Source organism: Butyricicoccus pullicaecorum, from assembly GCF_002160355.1.
Lineage (GTDB): Bacteria > Bacillota > Clostridia > Oscillospirales > Butyricicoccaceae > Butyricicoccus > Butyricicoccus pullicaecorum.
Genome location: NZ_NFKK01000012.1, coordinates 24,936 through 39,628 on the forward strand (window position 1 = coordinate 24,936; position 14,693 = coordinate 39,628).

15 protein-coding genes and 3 tRNA genes are annotated in these 14,693 nt (G+C 53.3%); 7 read left to right on the forward strand and 11 right to left on the reverse strand.

Features of this window, described 5'->3' with window-relative positions; genetic code table 11:
- From B5F17_RS10070 to B5F17_RS10095, 6 genes are all read right to left on the reverse strand, one after another.
- Positions 1-495 (reverse strand): hemerythrin domain-containing protein, encoded by a 495-nt coding sequence (locus tag B5F17_RS10070; RefSeq protein ID WP_087373541.1) that lies wholly within the window; start codon positions 493-495, stop codon positions 1-3.
- Between the two features lie 4 nt (positions 496-499).
- Positions 500-1,078 (reverse strand): hypothetical protein, encoded by a 579-nt coding sequence (locus B5F17_RS10075; protein ID WP_143287723.1) that lies wholly within the window; start codon positions 1,076-1,078, stop codon positions 500-502.
- A 17-nt stretch (positions 1,079-1,095) separates the two neighbouring features.
- Positions 1,096-2,922, reverse strand: a complete 1,827-nt coding sequence (hcp, locus tag B5F17_RS10080) for a hydroxylamine reductase (RefSeq protein ID WP_087373544.1) — start codon at positions 2,920-2,922, stop codon at positions 1,096-1,098.
- Positions 2,923-3,080: 158 nt separating this feature from the next.
- Positions 3,081-3,671 carry a 4Fe-4S binding protein gene (locus B5F17_RS10085; RefSeq protein WP_087373546.1) on the reverse strand — a complete coding sequence of 197 codons (591 nt, stop codon included), beginning with the start codon at positions 3,669-3,671 and terminating at the stop codon, positions 3,081-3,083.
- On the reverse strand, positions 3,668-3,868 hold the full coding sequence (locus B5F17_RS10090; RefSeq protein ID WP_087373547.1) for a 4Fe-4S binding protein: 201 nt from the start codon (positions 3,866-3,868) through the stop codon (positions 3,668-3,670). The genes B5F17_RS10085 and B5F17_RS10090 overlap by 4 nt, the downstream gene beginning before the upstream one ends.
- 113 nt (positions 3,869-3,981) lie before the next feature.
- Complete coding sequence (locus B5F17_RS10095) at positions 3,982-4,470, reverse strand: RNA polymerase sigma factor (RefSeq protein WP_087373549.1); 489 nt, start codon at positions 4,468-4,470, stop codon at positions 3,982-3,984.
- Between the two features lie 334 nt (positions 4,471-4,804).
- Between B5F17_RS10095 and moaC the strand changes: the two genes are divergently transcribed.
- The gene (moaC, locus tag B5F17_RS10100) at positions 4,805-5,278 is read left to right on the forward strand and encodes a cyclic pyranopterin monophosphate synthase MoaC (RefSeq protein ID WP_087373551.1); all 474 of its coding nucleotides are present in this window, start codon (positions 4,805-4,807) and stop codon (positions 5,276-5,278) included.
- 51 nt (positions 5,279-5,329) lie between these two features.
- Here moaC and B5F17_RS10105 read toward each other — a convergent pair whose 3' ends face one another.
- The 3 genes from B5F17_RS10105 to B5F17_RS10115 all read right to left on the reverse strand — a co-directional run bounded on the left by B5F17_RS10105 (position 5,330) and on the right by B5F17_RS10115 (position 9,603).
- A complete protein-coding gene (locus B5F17_RS10105) occupies positions 5,330-8,344 on the reverse strand; it encodes an S-layer homology domain-containing protein (protein ID WP_087373553.1) in 3,015 nt (1,004 codons plus the stop codon).
- A gap of 321 nt (positions 8,345-8,665) precedes the next feature.
- Positions 8,666-8,756 (reverse strand) — tRNA-Ser (locus B5F17_RS10110).
- A gap of 82 nt (positions 8,757-8,838) precedes the next feature.
- On the reverse strand, positions 8,839-9,603 hold the full coding sequence (locus B5F17_RS10115) for a copper homeostasis protein CutC (protein WP_087373555.1): 765 nt from the start codon (positions 9,601-9,603) through the stop codon (positions 8,839-8,841).
- A 168-nt stretch (positions 9,604-9,771) separates the two neighbouring features.
- Here B5F17_RS10115 and B5F17_RS10120 point away from each other — a divergent pair.
- The 4 genes from B5F17_RS10120 (at position 9,772) to B5F17_RS10135 (ending at position 11,276) form a co-directional block, all read left to right on the forward strand.
- A tRNA-Ala gene (locus tag B5F17_RS10120) sits at positions 9,772-9,847 on the forward strand.
- A gap of 15 nt (positions 9,848-9,862) precedes the next feature.
- Positions 9,863-9,938: transfer RNA gene (locus tag B5F17_RS10125), tRNA-Val, on the forward strand.
- A gap of 305 nt (positions 9,939-10,243) precedes the next feature.
- A complete protein-coding gene (locus tag B5F17_RS10130) occupies positions 10,244-10,801 on the forward strand; it encodes a DUF3793 family protein (protein ID WP_087373557.1) in 558 nt (185 codons plus the stop codon).
- 46 nt (positions 10,802-10,847) lie between these two features.
- Positions 10,848-11,276 carry a flavodoxin gene (locus B5F17_RS10135; RefSeq protein ID WP_016146261.1) on the forward strand — a complete coding sequence of 143 codons (429 nt, stop codon included), beginning with the start codon at positions 10,848-10,850 and terminating at the stop codon, positions 11,274-11,276.
- Positions 11,277-11,496: 220 nt separating this feature from the next.
- Here the strand turns inward: B5F17_RS10135 and B5F17_RS10140 are convergent, their stop codons facing one another.
- Both B5F17_RS10140 and B5F17_RS10145 read right to left on the reverse strand, forming a co-directional pair.
- Positions 11,497-12,366 (reverse strand): DUF6734 family protein, encoded by an 870-nt coding sequence (locus B5F17_RS10140; protein WP_087373559.1) that lies wholly within the window; start codon positions 12,364-12,366, stop codon positions 11,497-11,499.
- A 3-nt stretch (positions 12,367-12,369) separates the two neighbouring features.
- Complete coding sequence (locus B5F17_RS10145; RefSeq protein WP_087373561.1) at positions 12,370-12,915, reverse strand: hypothetical protein; 546 nt, start codon at positions 12,913-12,915, stop codon at positions 12,370-12,372.
- 140 nt (positions 12,916-13,055) lie between these two features.
- Here B5F17_RS10145 and B5F17_RS10150 point away from each other — a divergent pair, with 140 nt between their 5' ends.
- Entirely contained in the window at positions 13,056-14,120 is a 1,065-nt protein-coding gene (locus B5F17_RS10150) for an FkbM family methyltransferase (RefSeq protein WP_087373563.1), read from the forward strand.
- 122 nt (positions 14,121-14,242) lie between these two features.
- A complete protein-coding gene (locus B5F17_RS10155) occupies positions 14,243-14,671 on the forward strand; it encodes an HIT family protein (RefSeq protein ID WP_016146265.1) in 429 nt (142 codons plus the stop codon).
- Positions 14,672-14,693: the final 22 nt, after the last annotated feature.

Here is a 14,693-nt window from a genome sequence, read left to right on the forward strand (position 1 = left end):
TTATGCGTGATTCCACTCAGCCTGAAACTGGGCTTCCAGCTTGCGCATGGTGTCGGGAGACAGTGCACGCTCGGCAAAGGGATAGATTGCACCGTTTTCCTTCTCAATGTGACGGCGCAGCAGATGAACATAGTCCATCGCCTGCGAGAGGATTTCCAGCTTGAGCGCAGGAGAAGGGTCGGTCTCGTAGGCATTGACCGCGGTTTCCAGCTCCATGACATACAGTCGGGCTTGATCGTGCTCGACCAGCATGCCGTGTCGGATGAGATTTTCAGCCACCTGGCCAAGTTCGTCCAGCATCGCGCGGAACAGCAAATCTTCCTCTTTCTTGTGGTGTGTCGCATCGGCATAGGTGCGGATGTATGCGATATCAGCTCGGAAGCTGTCGGCATCGAAAACATTGTGCTCCATCAGATCGATGCACTTCTGGGTCATCTGTTCGGTGAATGCCCAGATTTCGTCGTGCTCTTGATATAAGGTTTCCATCAAAGTCATGGTGTTAGTCCTCCTGAGTTAAGCGGAACGTGTTGTCGTTCAGTTGTTCCAGACGCAGGTGCAGCTTGGTGCAAAATCCCTGCATCCAGTGGATGCGCAGCGTCCAGTAATCGGGTGTCGGGTGCTGACCGTGCACACTCCAGATGACTTCGTCCGGTTCGGTCTGCAAGAACTGCACGCCGCCGTCGCACGGCATACCGTCCAGCCAGTACGTGTCCATGGTTTGCCACGCGGCGACACAGGATTCGGTCGTTTGCGGTGCGGCCTGTGCACCCTGATTTTCCATCAGCGTGCACAAGTCCTGGATATGTGCCGCATCGGATGCGATTGCATGAGTCACGGCGAACGCCAGACGGCGCTCGGCCTGATCGACCAGACCGCTCAGCGAGGCGTGAATTTGCGACAGGTCAATGACCTGCTCGAGCGTACCCGACGGTGCGGGCAATGAAGCCCGCAGGTCGGTCAGCAGGGTACTTGTCCAGCCCTGCGCATCGGAAAAGGCGGCGATGGTGTCAGCCAGTGCGTTCACCGCCTGCACCTTGCCATACATTCTAGCGTGAATGGGTCCTAAAAATGCACTCATCGTGTGTTCCCTCGCAATCAGTCGTTCAGCATGGACAGAACATCCTCGATGTTCAGACCGTGCACCATGCATGCATCCTTGAGCGACTCCATCTGCGCCGACGGGCAGCCCAGACAGTGCATACCGCACGACATGAGCACTTCGGCAGCCTTGGGGTGCGCCTTCAGGATGTCACCGACATGCATGTCAGCATGGATTTTTGCCGGTACCGCGTCGCCAAAAAACAGACGCAGATCGTCTTCGACCGTGGTGATGCCTGCGATGCCGAAGTTTTCCACCAGAACCTTGGCGACATTCTCGGACAGGAACGCGGGCAGGGTGGGGCCGAGGTGGATGTTCTTGACACCCAGGTGCAGCAGAGCCAGCAGGACGATGACCGCCTTCTGCTCGTACCATGCGATGTTGTAGACGATGGGCAGATCGTTGATGTCGTCCAGACCGAATACTTCTTTGAGCTTGAGTGCGATGACTGCGAGCGAGTAGGAGTCGTTGCACTGACCGGCATCCAGAACACGCGGAATACCGCCGATATCGCCCAGATCGAGCTTGTTGTACTTGTACTTTGCGCAGCCGGCGGTCAGAATCACGGTGTCCTTGGGCAGCGCCTTGGCAAAGTCGGTGTAGTAGTTTCTGGACTTTGCACGGCCATCACAGCCTGCCATGACGACGAACTTCTTGATCGCACCCGACTTGACCGCCTCGACGACCTTGTCTGCCAGTGCAAGTACCTGATTGTGAGCGAAACCGCCGACGATCTCACCGGTTTCCAGCTCGGTCGGAGACGGACAGCGCTTGGCGTGTGCGATGAGCGCAGAGAAGTCCTTGTGACCGTTTTCATCTGCCTCGATGTGCGCACAGCCCGGGAAACCGACTGCACCGGTGGTGTAAACGCGGTCGCGGTAGCTATCCTTGGGCGGTACCAGGCAGTTGGTGGTGAGCAGGATGGGGCCGCCGAACGCCTCGAACTCTTCCTTCTGCTTCCACCATGCGTTGCCGTAGTTGCCGACAAAGTGCGGATACTTCTTAAATGCCGGATAGTAGTGCGCAGGCAGCATTTCGGAGTGAGTGTATACGTCCACTCCGGTGCCTGCGGTCTGCTCGAGCAGCATTTCCAGATCGTGCAGATCGTGACCGGAAATCAGAATGCCCGGATTGCTGCGCACACCCAGATTGACCTTGGTAATCTCGGGGTTACCGTATGCCGAGGTGTTGGCTTCGTCCAGTGCGGCCATCGCGTCGACGCCGTACTTACCGGTTTCCAGCGTCAGTGCAATCAGGTCATTCACCGACAGGCTGTCATCGCGGGTCTTGGCGAGCGCCTGCTGCAAAAAGGCATCGACCGAGGCAACGCGCTTGCCGTAGGCGTTAATGTGGTGGTTGTATGCCGCCATACCCTTGAGGCCGTAGGTGATTAGCTCGCGCAGGCTGCGTACGTCTGCGTCGCCGGTTGCCAGAACGCCGACGGTCTTTGCGCGTGCGTCCCAGTCACCCGAACCGTCCCACAGTGCATTCTCGGGCAGACCGGATGCGTCGCTCAGCTGCGCGCGCAGCGACTGGGTGTGTTCGATGGTCTGGGAAATGCGTGCGCGGATGGCATCGTTATCGAAATTTGCATTGGTGATGGTCACGAACAGGTTCTCGGTGACCAGCGTGTCGATCACGTCGGATACCGGCTTGCCCTCGGCGCGCAGACGAGCAGTTACGGCACACAGACCGCGGGTCACGTCGATCAGCAGATCCTGCAGGTTTGCAGTCTCGGCGGTCTTACCGCACACACCAGCACGAGTGCAGCCCGAGCAGCCTGCGGTTTCCTGACACTGGTAGCAAAACATCGTATTTTCCATATTTGAAAACTCCTTATTTCTCGATCGGTTGGTTGAGGTTTGGTGGCTTATCTTACTGTTTTGGACGATCTCTCGTCCTGACAGAGCAGATTATACGGCAAAAATAAAAGACTGTACGTTGGAAATACAACGTACAGTCAAAAGATCAACAAATTTTTTTATTTTGCCTCACCGCGATGGCGCAGCTGGCAGATGCCTTGGGTCATTGTGCCCATCGGACAGTACACGCACCACGAACGGGGCTTGAACAGCGCCATGGTGATGAGTCCGAGTACGGTAGAGGTCAGCATAACGCTGTAAAAACCGAACGCGAACTGCGCAACCCACGGGGTAACCGATGCCGCAGACGAGGCAGCAAAGTGCCAGGGCAGACGAAATGTCCACAGCAGCGTGACCACTTCGCGCAGGCTGGTTGCACCGGCTGCGACCAGATAGGTGGTAAACAGCATGTTGAGGAACATGGCGAGGAAGAAAATCAAAAAACCATAGCGGAACCATTTCTGCTTGAGGAAGCGCGGTACCGGACGGTTGCGGGACAGATGCAGACGTTCACCGAGCAGCTGAAAGAGCTGACCGCGTCCGCAGTAGCGATTGCAGTACGCCTTGTTTCCGCGGATGATTGCGATGGCGAGCGGGACGAAAAAGCAGATGAGACCCAGCCATGCAAACAGGATGTTGAAAAATCCCAAAATTAAGTAGAGTGCGGACACAATCCACAGGTAGTCATACCATTTTTTTGCTTTTTTCACGGTGTCTCCTCCTGCATGATCTCGATGACGGATGCCGGGCAGGCCTTGGCGCATAAACCGCAGCCCACACACTGCGCGCGCGCAACCTCGGCAAAGATACCCTTAGGGACGGTGATTGCCTGACGGGGACAGACCTTCACACAGCATCCGCAGGCAACGCAAAGTGCGGTGTCCACCACCGCAAAACGTTTTTTCATCGTTTGGTTTCTCCTCTCGATTGGTCTGTAAGGAGTATAACAGATTGCAGGTCTATATTCCGTGACCCGGTCACAGAACAAAACACGCCTCCGGTCATACCGAAGGCGTGTGCTTAAAAATGTTTGCGGATTTCCTGTTTTAAACGGTGTTTGGTGCGTGAAGCGCGGATTTTTGCCGCGCCGAGTGAGATACCCATATCCTCTGCAATGGTGCGGAAAGGTTCGTTTTCCACGTAAGCTCGGCGCAATAGCTCGAGATCTTCGTAGGGTACTACACCGTCATAGAGCGTGTGCAGGTCGATCAGATCGTCCATCCAGTAGGCCGCTTCCTGTTCGATGGCTTCCAATGTGACGTGCCCCTTTTCCCGACGGCGCTTGCAGAACCAGATTAATACTTTGCAATATAAGGTACGGCATAACCAGCCGCTGGGATTTGCGCAGGCCAGCAGCTGATCGGATTTTTGACAGGCAGACAGAAACACCTGCTGTACGATCTCCTCAGCGGATTCTGGGTCGCGTACCAGACGCAGAGCCATCTGCTGTAATTGCTCTGCCTGCGCGTTCCAGATTTGTTCTACCTGTATTTTCTGCGATTGGTTCAAATACCATCCATCTCCCCATATGGACGGAATGCGTCATTTGTCCCCGTGCTGTTCCGTCCTGTTTCTATCTGTTATCATGGAAATTGTACTTGTCGGATTTTCGCATTTCTCGACAAAATTCGAGTCGTATCGATATAATACACTTGATTTTTTTGACTTCTGCTGCATTATATCATATTTTGATTGCGCTGTCTTTCGTATTTTTTCACCAACATATTGGCATATTGTTTTCCTTTTTCATCGGAAACGTTATGAAAGCCTTTTCACTGTCACTTGACAAACCGAAAGACAGGTGGTTTAATGGTACAAATACGATCAAAAGGAGCGATTTGCCTTGTCTCTGACACATATTGATGACAACGGCGCGGCGCGTATGGTAGACGTTGGGGAAAAGGAAGTAACCCGGCGTTCGGCTTCGGCGCAGGCGGTCGTGTCCATGCAGCCTGAAACCCTGTCCCTGATTTTGTCGGGCGGTATGCCCAAGGGGGACGTGTTTGCCTGTGCACGTATTGCCGGAATTATGGCTGCAAAGCGTACCTGGGAGCTCATTCCGATGTGCCACCCGCTGCCCATCGAGGGCATTGAAATGGGGATCACCCCGATTTCAGACACCGATGTGCGCATCGTTTCGACGCTGCGCTGCACGCATAAGACCGGTATTGAAATGGAAGCGTTGACAGCGGCTTCGGTCGCGGCGCTTACGCTCTATGATATGTGTAAGGCGGTTGACCGCGGTATGGTCATTCGGGATGTCATGCTGCTGCGCAAGAGCGGCGGAAAATCGGGCGATTTTTGCCGGGAAGTGTGAGTAAAAAACAGCGTCAACATGGTTGACGCTGTTTTTTGTATGCAGGATATTTTATTGTGACAGACGCATGAGCAGCGCTGCGGTTTCGGCACGTGTCACTGCTGCGAGCGGGGTACAAGTGCCCTCTGCGTTGCCGTACAGAATGCCCGACTGATATGCCCAGCACATCGCCGGACGCGCCCAGTCGGAAACCGAGGAAAAGTCCGAGAAGGGAAGTGTGGTCTGTATAATGGGTGGCATGCCGCAGAAGCGATAGAGCAGAGCAATACATTCTTCACGGGTAACGGTGTCGTAAGGACGGAATCGACCGTCCGGTTCACCGATGGCAATGCCGGCAGCTCGTGCCCAGATGGAAGCAGAATAGTATGCACTGTCAGATGGAATATCGGTAAATGCCGGAGCCGAAGCGGTCGGCTCACCAGCCATACGATAGAGCGCTGTGATGAGATCGCCGCGTGCGGTCGGAAGATCGGGACAGAATTGCCCAATGAGCAGCGGCGTCATGAAGCCTTGTTCAACCGCTTGCAGGACAGCCTCTTGATACCATGCATCGTCCGCCACATCGGAAGGCAACGTGGGCTGATCATCCGGGGCAACTTCCGAGTCTGTCTCCGTGCGCACGAAACGTGCGGTGACACGGACGTTGGATGCGGGCATGATGAAGCGCAAGGTGTCGCCGGATAAATCAAAATCAATCGAGCGGCCGCGCGCATCCAGCACGTCCAACGTGTCTAATTGGTAGTCATCATCAGGAAGTACCGTGATTTTGACGGTTTCACCTTGTATGGCTTCGGATGGTGTGCGGAGACGCAATGTTCCGTGCGTGTTTGCACGCAACGTGATTGTGTAATATGTCTCCTCCGGCTCGGTTGGTTCTTCAGGTTCGGTCGGTGGGTCGGGTTCTTCCGGGTCTGTTGGCTCATCAGACTGTGACAGTGTTAGCTTGATCGTGCCCAATTCCGAGAGCGTCACGTATGCATATTTTTCCACTGAATATTCAGGAAACAAAGTTGTGGTTGCCTGGTTGATAGTGGCCTGTACAGATTCGCAATCCTGCGTGGGAAGCGGCAGACGATAAGTACCGTCACCAGCTACGACCGTTCCCTGATCGGTGCGCAATTCGGTTTCAAATGTGAGCGATTGCACCTGTCCCTGACTGTCAAATTCCCACTCCGTCAGCGTGCTGTGAACAGAAAGCGTCTGCGTAGGATCGATTTCTGTGCCGTCGACTGATATGCCGCAAATGGGTTGATTGGCGGCTGTATTCTGTGTCATCAGCGTGCGCAAGGCATCGCTGCCCGGAGGATCAAGCGTTTGGGACAATGTAACGGTGCTGTTTGTGGTGTTGCATTCAATCCCTGCCCAGTAGACGTGCCAGGCGAGCTCCATGCGGGCTTGCTGAACTGGAGAAGCTGATAAAATGGCATCGCGCTGTGCGTCTGTGGTGCTCTGCGATAAGCGGGTGCAGAGTGCACGCAGTTCTTCCGCGTAGGAGGTGAGTGCATTGTCGTCCGTCAGTGGATCAAATGTTTCCAGCGTACAGCCCGGAATCGCTTGGGACAGAATGTTCTGTATTTCGGTGATAAAGTAATCGATTTCTTGACCTGCTTGATCGTCGGGAACCTGTGTATATACCAGCTCGGTAAGGTCTGCATCGGCATATAAAGGAGAGGTCATGGCACTTGCCGGCGGCGATTGCGTGCCCCAATAATTGCGCGAGAGGTCACAATCTGCCACGCAGTCGACCGCACTGTTTGACAGATCCAGTTCGTGAATAACGGTGCCGGGAGCACGGAGGGCAAGAGAACCAGAAAAGGAAGCATGCTCACCAAGGATGGTTACTGGTACCTGCAAGTCAATTGCACCGCTGACGGCTCCGCGCAGCGTCACGGTATCTCCAGCTTGCCATACAGGTGCGGCGGTGGACAGTGAGGTGGATGCGTTGCGCAGACGATCATCAGCGTCGTACCAGACGATTGGAAAGGCGGATAAGTCTACACTATCATCTGCGGATACGTGGATTTGTGTGGAAAGCTTGTCCTTTGCATGAATCAAGTCCACCATGTCCGATGCGATGGACACGGTGGAATGGTCGCCAATGGATATGTCATTTTGTGCGTTTTGAATGGAAAATACACAGGAAAACGGTGATTCTGAACCGCTTTCAAGGCTTGTATCTACAATCGAACACGTGTTATCTTGTGCGGTTTGCTCTAAAAACAGTAAGCCGGAAAATTTGTTTGCGTTGGTCTGTTCGTCATTCAAAGTACAGTCAGAGATTTCGTATGAGCCGTCGGAAGCGCAGATATAAAGAGGCGTAGCTGCATATAGTTGACAGTTGCTAAGCGTAGTTTGAAGACCGGTCTGCGATTCACCACTTGCAAGCGCGGTAAAAGAAGCTTCAAGCGTACAACTGTCTGCCGCGATTTCGACTGAGCCGCTTGCATCTGCATGGATGGCAGCACCACTAGATACGGAATTGGATTGCGGCGTGATGCGAATGTCTGACTCGGATAGAGAAAGAGTGCTGTCTGAGCAGTCTCCGGTTAGCAGAATACCGGTTGAGTGATCGATAGAGCTTGTAAATTTGCAGCGCTCCAGAGTTAGAGAACTATTTTGTGCCGAAAACGTGAGAAGTTCGGTGCTGGGAGGGGGGCGTGAAATATCGGGGCAGTCAATAACAACGTTACTGAGTTCATATTGAGCATGCTCACCGGCCAGTGTAAAGGGAGTATCGGAACGTGCATTTCGGTTCATCAGTATGCTCAGGTTGCATAGCGTCAGATCACCCGATGCTTGCAAACAGGCTGCATTACCGAGTGTCAACCGATAATGATAGCCATTAAGAGTGATTCCGGACGGGAAAATGATCGTTTCGTTGACGGTGCAGTCGGAAAGCAGTTCGATGACATCACCCTCTTGTGCCTGTGCCACTGCATCGGAAAGCGTGGAAAAAAGCTGATCTCCAATTTTGACTGAGGCCTGTGCAGCAGATGCAGGGAACAGGGACGAAGCCAAAGTCAGAAGCAGAACAGCGGAGATGAGTCGATGCAGAGGTTGTTTCATCGGAAGAACTTCCTTTCAGAATATCCGCAAAGATGGATAAAGGGATGAATTTGAAAATATAAGTATATAAATTCATTATCAGAAGAAAGGAAAACTTCGTCAATTCGCATTCTGACCGCGAACATTTGTACCAAACCTGATTTGAAAACATAGAAACAAAAGAATTCGACAAAATATGACACAATTTGAGTTTATGGAAACATTCACCATACAAAGTACAGGGTGGAAAATATTTTCGAAATACAGTATTTTAGTGGTAGATAACTAGAAAAGTGAGGGAGAAAACAAAAAAAGAACCATCCGTTTGGATGGTTCTTTGGGTGGCGGAGAAGGTGGGATTCGAACCCACGTGACGTTTTACCGCCAACTCGATTTCGAGTCGAGCTCGTTATGACCACTTCGATACTTCTCCATATTCCATTGGGCTGTCGTTAACAGCTTATTTATTCTATCACGGAATTGTGTATTTGACAAGCCCTTTTGGAAAAAATTTTTTAACCTGCGAAATAGGTATCGAGTACCTGGCGTGCCTGTGCAATGGCCTGAGCATCGGTGCGCCAGATTTCAAATTCACTGATTCCGGGCAGTCCCATGGGGACACCTTCGCGGCGGTAGGTCATTTGGCTGTCTAGCGTGCGCTTACCCGACATGTGGAAGGCGTGTGCGCCGGTCACAGGCAGCAGATCACCGATCACCGCTGCGTTGACACCCGCACCAATTAGAATTTCTACAGTGTCTCCAGCACGGTGCACCAGTTCGGTTAGCAGCGGAGCGCCCTGCACACAGCTGGCCGCCTGTCCCGAGGTCAAGATGGTGTTCACGCCGAGCTTTTTGGCTGTTTTCAGAGCGGTAAACGGGTCGCGGCAGACATCAAATGCGCGATGCAGGGTGATTTTGCAGTCGGGATTTTGCGCCCGTGCAGCCTCGATTAAACGTGCCATACTATCGCGATCTAGTGCGCCGTTCGGGGTCAGCATGCCGATGACGACCGCACGTGCACCATGGGCTGCAAACCAAGAGACTTGCTGCTCCATGAGCATAAATTCTTCGTCAGTATACAGAAAATCACCGAAACGCGGGCGGATCAGGACATGGATGGGAAGGGTGCAGCACTCCTGTACGCGGGAGAACAGGAAGGGATCGGGAGTTGTACCGCCAATAATCAGATTACCGCACAGTTCAAAGCGGGTGGCGCCGCCTGCCTGCGCCGCGCGAGCGGATTCGACCGAATCCACGCAGGCTTCTAATACAAATTTCATTGTGTTCCTCATTTCCGGCACAAGCCGTATTCTTATCTAATAGTATATCGTGGTACCTTATAAAATGCAATCGGAACGCACTCGCGCAGAGGTCGACTTCTTAGAATGGAAAATAAAAGTTTTTGTTGACAACGGGCAGGGCAGCCTGTATAATAAAATCACTGTCATGGGGGCGTAGCTCAGCTGGGAGAGCGTTTGAATGGCATTCAAGAGGTCATGGGTTCGATCCCCACCGTCTCCACCACCAAGTGCGTAGCGTGGACATTTAGCTCAGCTGGTAGAGCATCCGCTTGACGTGCGGAAGGTCATGGGTTCGAGCCCCTTAGTGTCCACCATAGAAAATAAATCCGAATCTGTATCGATTCGGATTTATTTTTTTGTTTCAACCTGTGAACTGTATACAGGAGGGAATAGGGATAGAAATACCGGCATAAAAAATTTTTTGAGAAAAGGGTTGACAGATGGGTTAGTCTATGCTAACATATGTCCAGAGGTTAGCCAAGACTAACATCTAAAGGATTCACCCCCTTTCTCAAATTCTCGAATCGTTCCCCGCCGGACGGTGCCCGCAGCACCGTCCGTGTGGCGGAAGAGCTAGACAGGTGGGTTAGTCTAAACCAACAAATTGGGAGGACGCACGATGTACTCTTTTGATCTTCTGCTTGCCGAGCACGGTGCGCCCGTGCTGGCAGGAATTAAAACTGCAAACCTGATCACCTGCCGCAGAGCATGGTATCCCGATTTACCCGAACTTTTGAAAACCTATCAGGCGGTCTTTCACGATCGCGGCGTGCGCTTTCGCATTCTGTGCGCCTGCGATTACCGCTTTCTGCTTTTGATCTACCGTCCGGAACGACTGCTGAACGATCTGGCTTCCCAGGAAGCGCGTGCACTGCTTATGCAGAACGGTTACCCGATGGAAGAGGGACTGGATGCACTGCTGGAGCATCTGAGCGAGCGCATTATGACAAATCGCGAGTTTCCGCATGAGATCGGCCTGTTTTTGGGCTATCCGGTTGAGGATGTGCGCGGATTTATCGAGCAGCGCGGAAAAGACTGCAAGCTGAGTGGGTATTGGAAGGTATATGGTGACGAGCAGGCGGCAAGACGCCTCTTTCACCAGTTCGACCGCTGCCGGGATACGGCACGCGGCTACATAGAGCGCGGAATGACAATCTTAGAACTTTTCGCGGCATAATCCAATTCAAATTACACCATTTACACTGCAAAGGAGAACGATTATCATGAGTCAGATCGCTGTGATTTACTGGAGCCAGACCGGCAACACCGAACAGATGGCGAATGCAATCTGCGAGGGCATCAAGAGCGCAGGCGGCGAAGCGGTACTGCTGCACGTAGCAGACACCAGCGCGCAGGAAGCTGCGAAGTATGGCCGCATGGCATTGGGCTGCCCGGCGATGGGTGCCGAGGTTCTGGAAGAAGCTGAGTTTGACCCGTTCTTCACCGAACTCGAAGGCAATCTTGGCGGCAAGCGCGTCGCGCTGTTCGGCTCCTATGGTTGGGGCGACGGCCAGTGGATGCGCGACTGGGTCAAGCGTGCCGATGACGCAGGTGCACTGCTGATTGGCGATGGCCTGATGGCGCACGAAACCCCGGACGATGATGCACTGGCAGCATGCCGTGCACTGGGCGAGTCGCTGGTCAAGGCGTAAGCCAACCCATTTCTTTTGGGAACTCCCGTTTACGGATTCCACATAAAACTTCTCATCTCGATTCCGGAAGGCCGGCTGTCCACACACCGGTCGGTCTTCCAATCCTCCACTTGTAACACACACGGAAAAAGCAGCTGGTCTGTGGCACGGAAACGCAGACCGGAACAACAAAAGCCGTCAGCATGATGCTGACGGCTTTTGTCATCATTATTTAAATTATTTAAAGTAAGGGAACATCAAAATAAGGTGCAAGGGCAGGGACTTGCTGTAAGGCCAACGCGGCATCGGGGAAATCTCGCATGAGCCGCTTGGCACATCTGGTGCAGAACCCGTCATACTGGGCACGGTCAGCCATCATCTGCTGCTTGAATCCCCAAACATGGGTAAACCAAGTTTGTCCGGATAAAAACAGTTCGGGCAAATCCATGAAGAAGTCCAGCCGGATATGGGCACGGGCTGCCAACATGGCGAGCAGCCGCTGTTCGGCGAATACCATATAGGTCAATCCGTTGTCAGCCGGGGAGGCCGCCTGCATAAAATCGATTGCAGTCTGTACATACTGTTCGGTAAATGCACGGTCACCAAAATAGGAAAGTGCGGTGTTGGCCGGACGAACCGTCCAGTCAAGAGATGCCAGATCGAACGGTTTGTGCAGGGTAAACGCCTCGGGACCCGGGTAAATGTCGGGCATGATATCCTCGGAATGAATGGTCATCAGTTTATGTCCATCCAGACGGTCAGACAGATTTCGCCAGACAATAAAATCGGTATCGATCATGACACAGGGTGCCCCGAAGTGCTGCAGGGCATAGAGCTTGCCAGCCGCCCAGAAGCAAGTCGCGTCGATTTCCCGGGGAATATCTTCCAATACGGCATGAATGCCGTCATCCCACAAAAAAGTAAGGCCAAGGGAGGTGTAATAGTCCTTGGCCGTGTTGTCGCATAACATCGCGATTGAGCCGTTTTCCCGCCGCCAAGTCAGTGCGGACAGCGCGGTGGTCAACAACTCAAACGGGGGAACGGTATAGACTGCGTCCGCACCGTTTCGGGCGAAAAATGGACGCGTCCAGTTGGAGTGAAAGGCACGCACCGCTTAGATCAGCTCCAATCCGTAACCACCGGCCAGCATGGCCGAACCCGAGCCGATAAACGATCCGAAAGAACCCGAAGTCGTGTACCAGTACGAGCCAGAACCCCAATACCAGCTGGTCATCCATGAGGTAGCAAAGGATGTCATAAATGAGGTCATATAAGAGGATACATAAGAAGATGCGAACGAGCCCGAACCACCGCCAGCGTAATAGGTCACCGTGTTCATCTGCTGACCTTGCTGGGGCTGCACCGCACCGGCCATCACCGGATAGGACGGGCCTTCAATCTGGATGGGATACCAGCCGATATGCACCGGATCACAGAGGAAAACTGGGGCGGGCATCGCACCGGTTTCGGACGGTGTCTCAGACGGCTGCGCGGTCTGTGCCTGCGGTTCAGCGGTCTGTGTGGTCTGCGTCGGCGTGTGGGGCGCGGGATGCGGCGCACAGTGCCGGGCGAAGCTATCAAGATCGAACACAACGCCGTCCACTTCCCTGAAGTGTTCGGGGTCCAGTTCGAGAATACGGTTTCTTTTTTTGTTCGCCATACGAGCGCCCTCCTTGCCATTCTGCTTTTATTATAAAAGACCCCGTGCATTTGCGCAACTGTTTTGTGCAAATTTATCATACTTTACAGGCGAACCGTTTTCGCGTATAATGGAGAAAAAAGACGAAAAGGAATCGAAAAATGGAATTTATACAGGAAAAAACGAGTGTGTGGGAGCGTTTGCAGCAGGAACGCAGACCGATTGCGCTCTATGGCATGGGAGATGGCGCGGACAAGATCCTGCGCGTGTTTGTGGACAAGGGAATCAAGGCATCGACGGTCTTTGCGAGCGATGAATTTGTGCGCGGACATAGCTTTGCAGGCTTTCGTGTGCAAAAATTGTCCGAGGTTGTCGAGCAGTACGGCGAGGACATCGTGATCGTGCTGAGTTTTGCCAGCCAGCGCCCTGAATTACTGGAACGCTTTTATGAACTGGACGCACGGTTTGATCTGGTTGCACCCGACGTACCGGTCGCAGGCAGTGGTCTGTTTGATCTGGACTTTGTGCACGCACATGCCGACGAATTTCAGCGCGCCTACGACTGGATGGCAGACGAGACGGCAAGACAGGTATTCTCCGATATTGTCAACTTTAAAATCAGCGGAAAGATCGACTATTTGAGACGTTGCGAGACCGATAAGGACGAGATGTTTCGAAACATCCTCAAGCCGCACGGACATGAGTGTTTTGCCGATCTGGGCGCGTACAATGGCGACACCATCCGCGAGCTGCTGTCCTATACCGATGGCGCTTACGACAGCATCACAGCGCTCGAGCCGGATAAGCGAAACTTTAAGAAGCTCAGCCGCTACGCAGAGGAGAGCCTGACCGGAAAGGTCGAGCTGGTGCAGGCAGGCGGTTGGTCGGAGGACACTGTGCTCACCTTTGCGGCCAAGGCCGGACGCAATTCTGCGCTTGCAAAGCAGGGTATCCCGACTCAGATGCGATCGCTCGACAGCGTGCTGGACGGTGCGCCGTGCACCATGCTCAAACTGGACGTGGAGGGTGCTGAGCACCAAGCACTTCTGGGTGCGCAGCAGACAATCAAAACCCATCATCCTCGTCTGAATGTCGCTTGCTATCACCGCAATGAAGATTTATTTGATCTTCCTGCATTATTAAAGGAACTCGATTCGTCCTACAAGCTCTATCTGCGTCACCATCCCTACGTTCCCGCATGGGATGTGAACCTGTATGCCGTGTGAGGTGCTTGGACAGGATTGTGAACTTTTGAGGAAATGATGCACAAAAGACTGGAAATTCTGGTGTAAAAGTGGTATGCTGAAAACAGAATACCGCCGCGCGCGGAAAAAGGAGACAGAGCATTATGGCAACTGGTTGTTTTTACTGTGACGAGCATCACGAGGGTCGCGAAGCGATCATGTTCAAGGTCGGCGACATGAAGGCCGGCACCCTGTACCTGTTTAAGGATCAGGCACATAAGGGCCGCTGCGTTCTGGCGCTGGGTTCGCACAAGAAGGAGCTGTGCGAGTGCGACGATCAGGAGCGCACCGATTTTATGGAGGATCTGGCACGCGCTTCGGGCGCAGTTAAGAAGCTGTGGGGCTGCACCAAGCTCAATCTGGGTTCTTATGGCGACAGCAATCCGCACCTGCATTTCCACATCGTACCCAAGTACGAGGGCGGTTTTGAGTTCGGCGGTTCGTTTGCCATCACCAATCCCGAGCCGGTACACCTGACGCAGGCAGAGTACGACGAGATGATTGCAGCACTCAAGCAGGAACTGGGCATCTAAAATTCAATCGTTCAGAGCATCC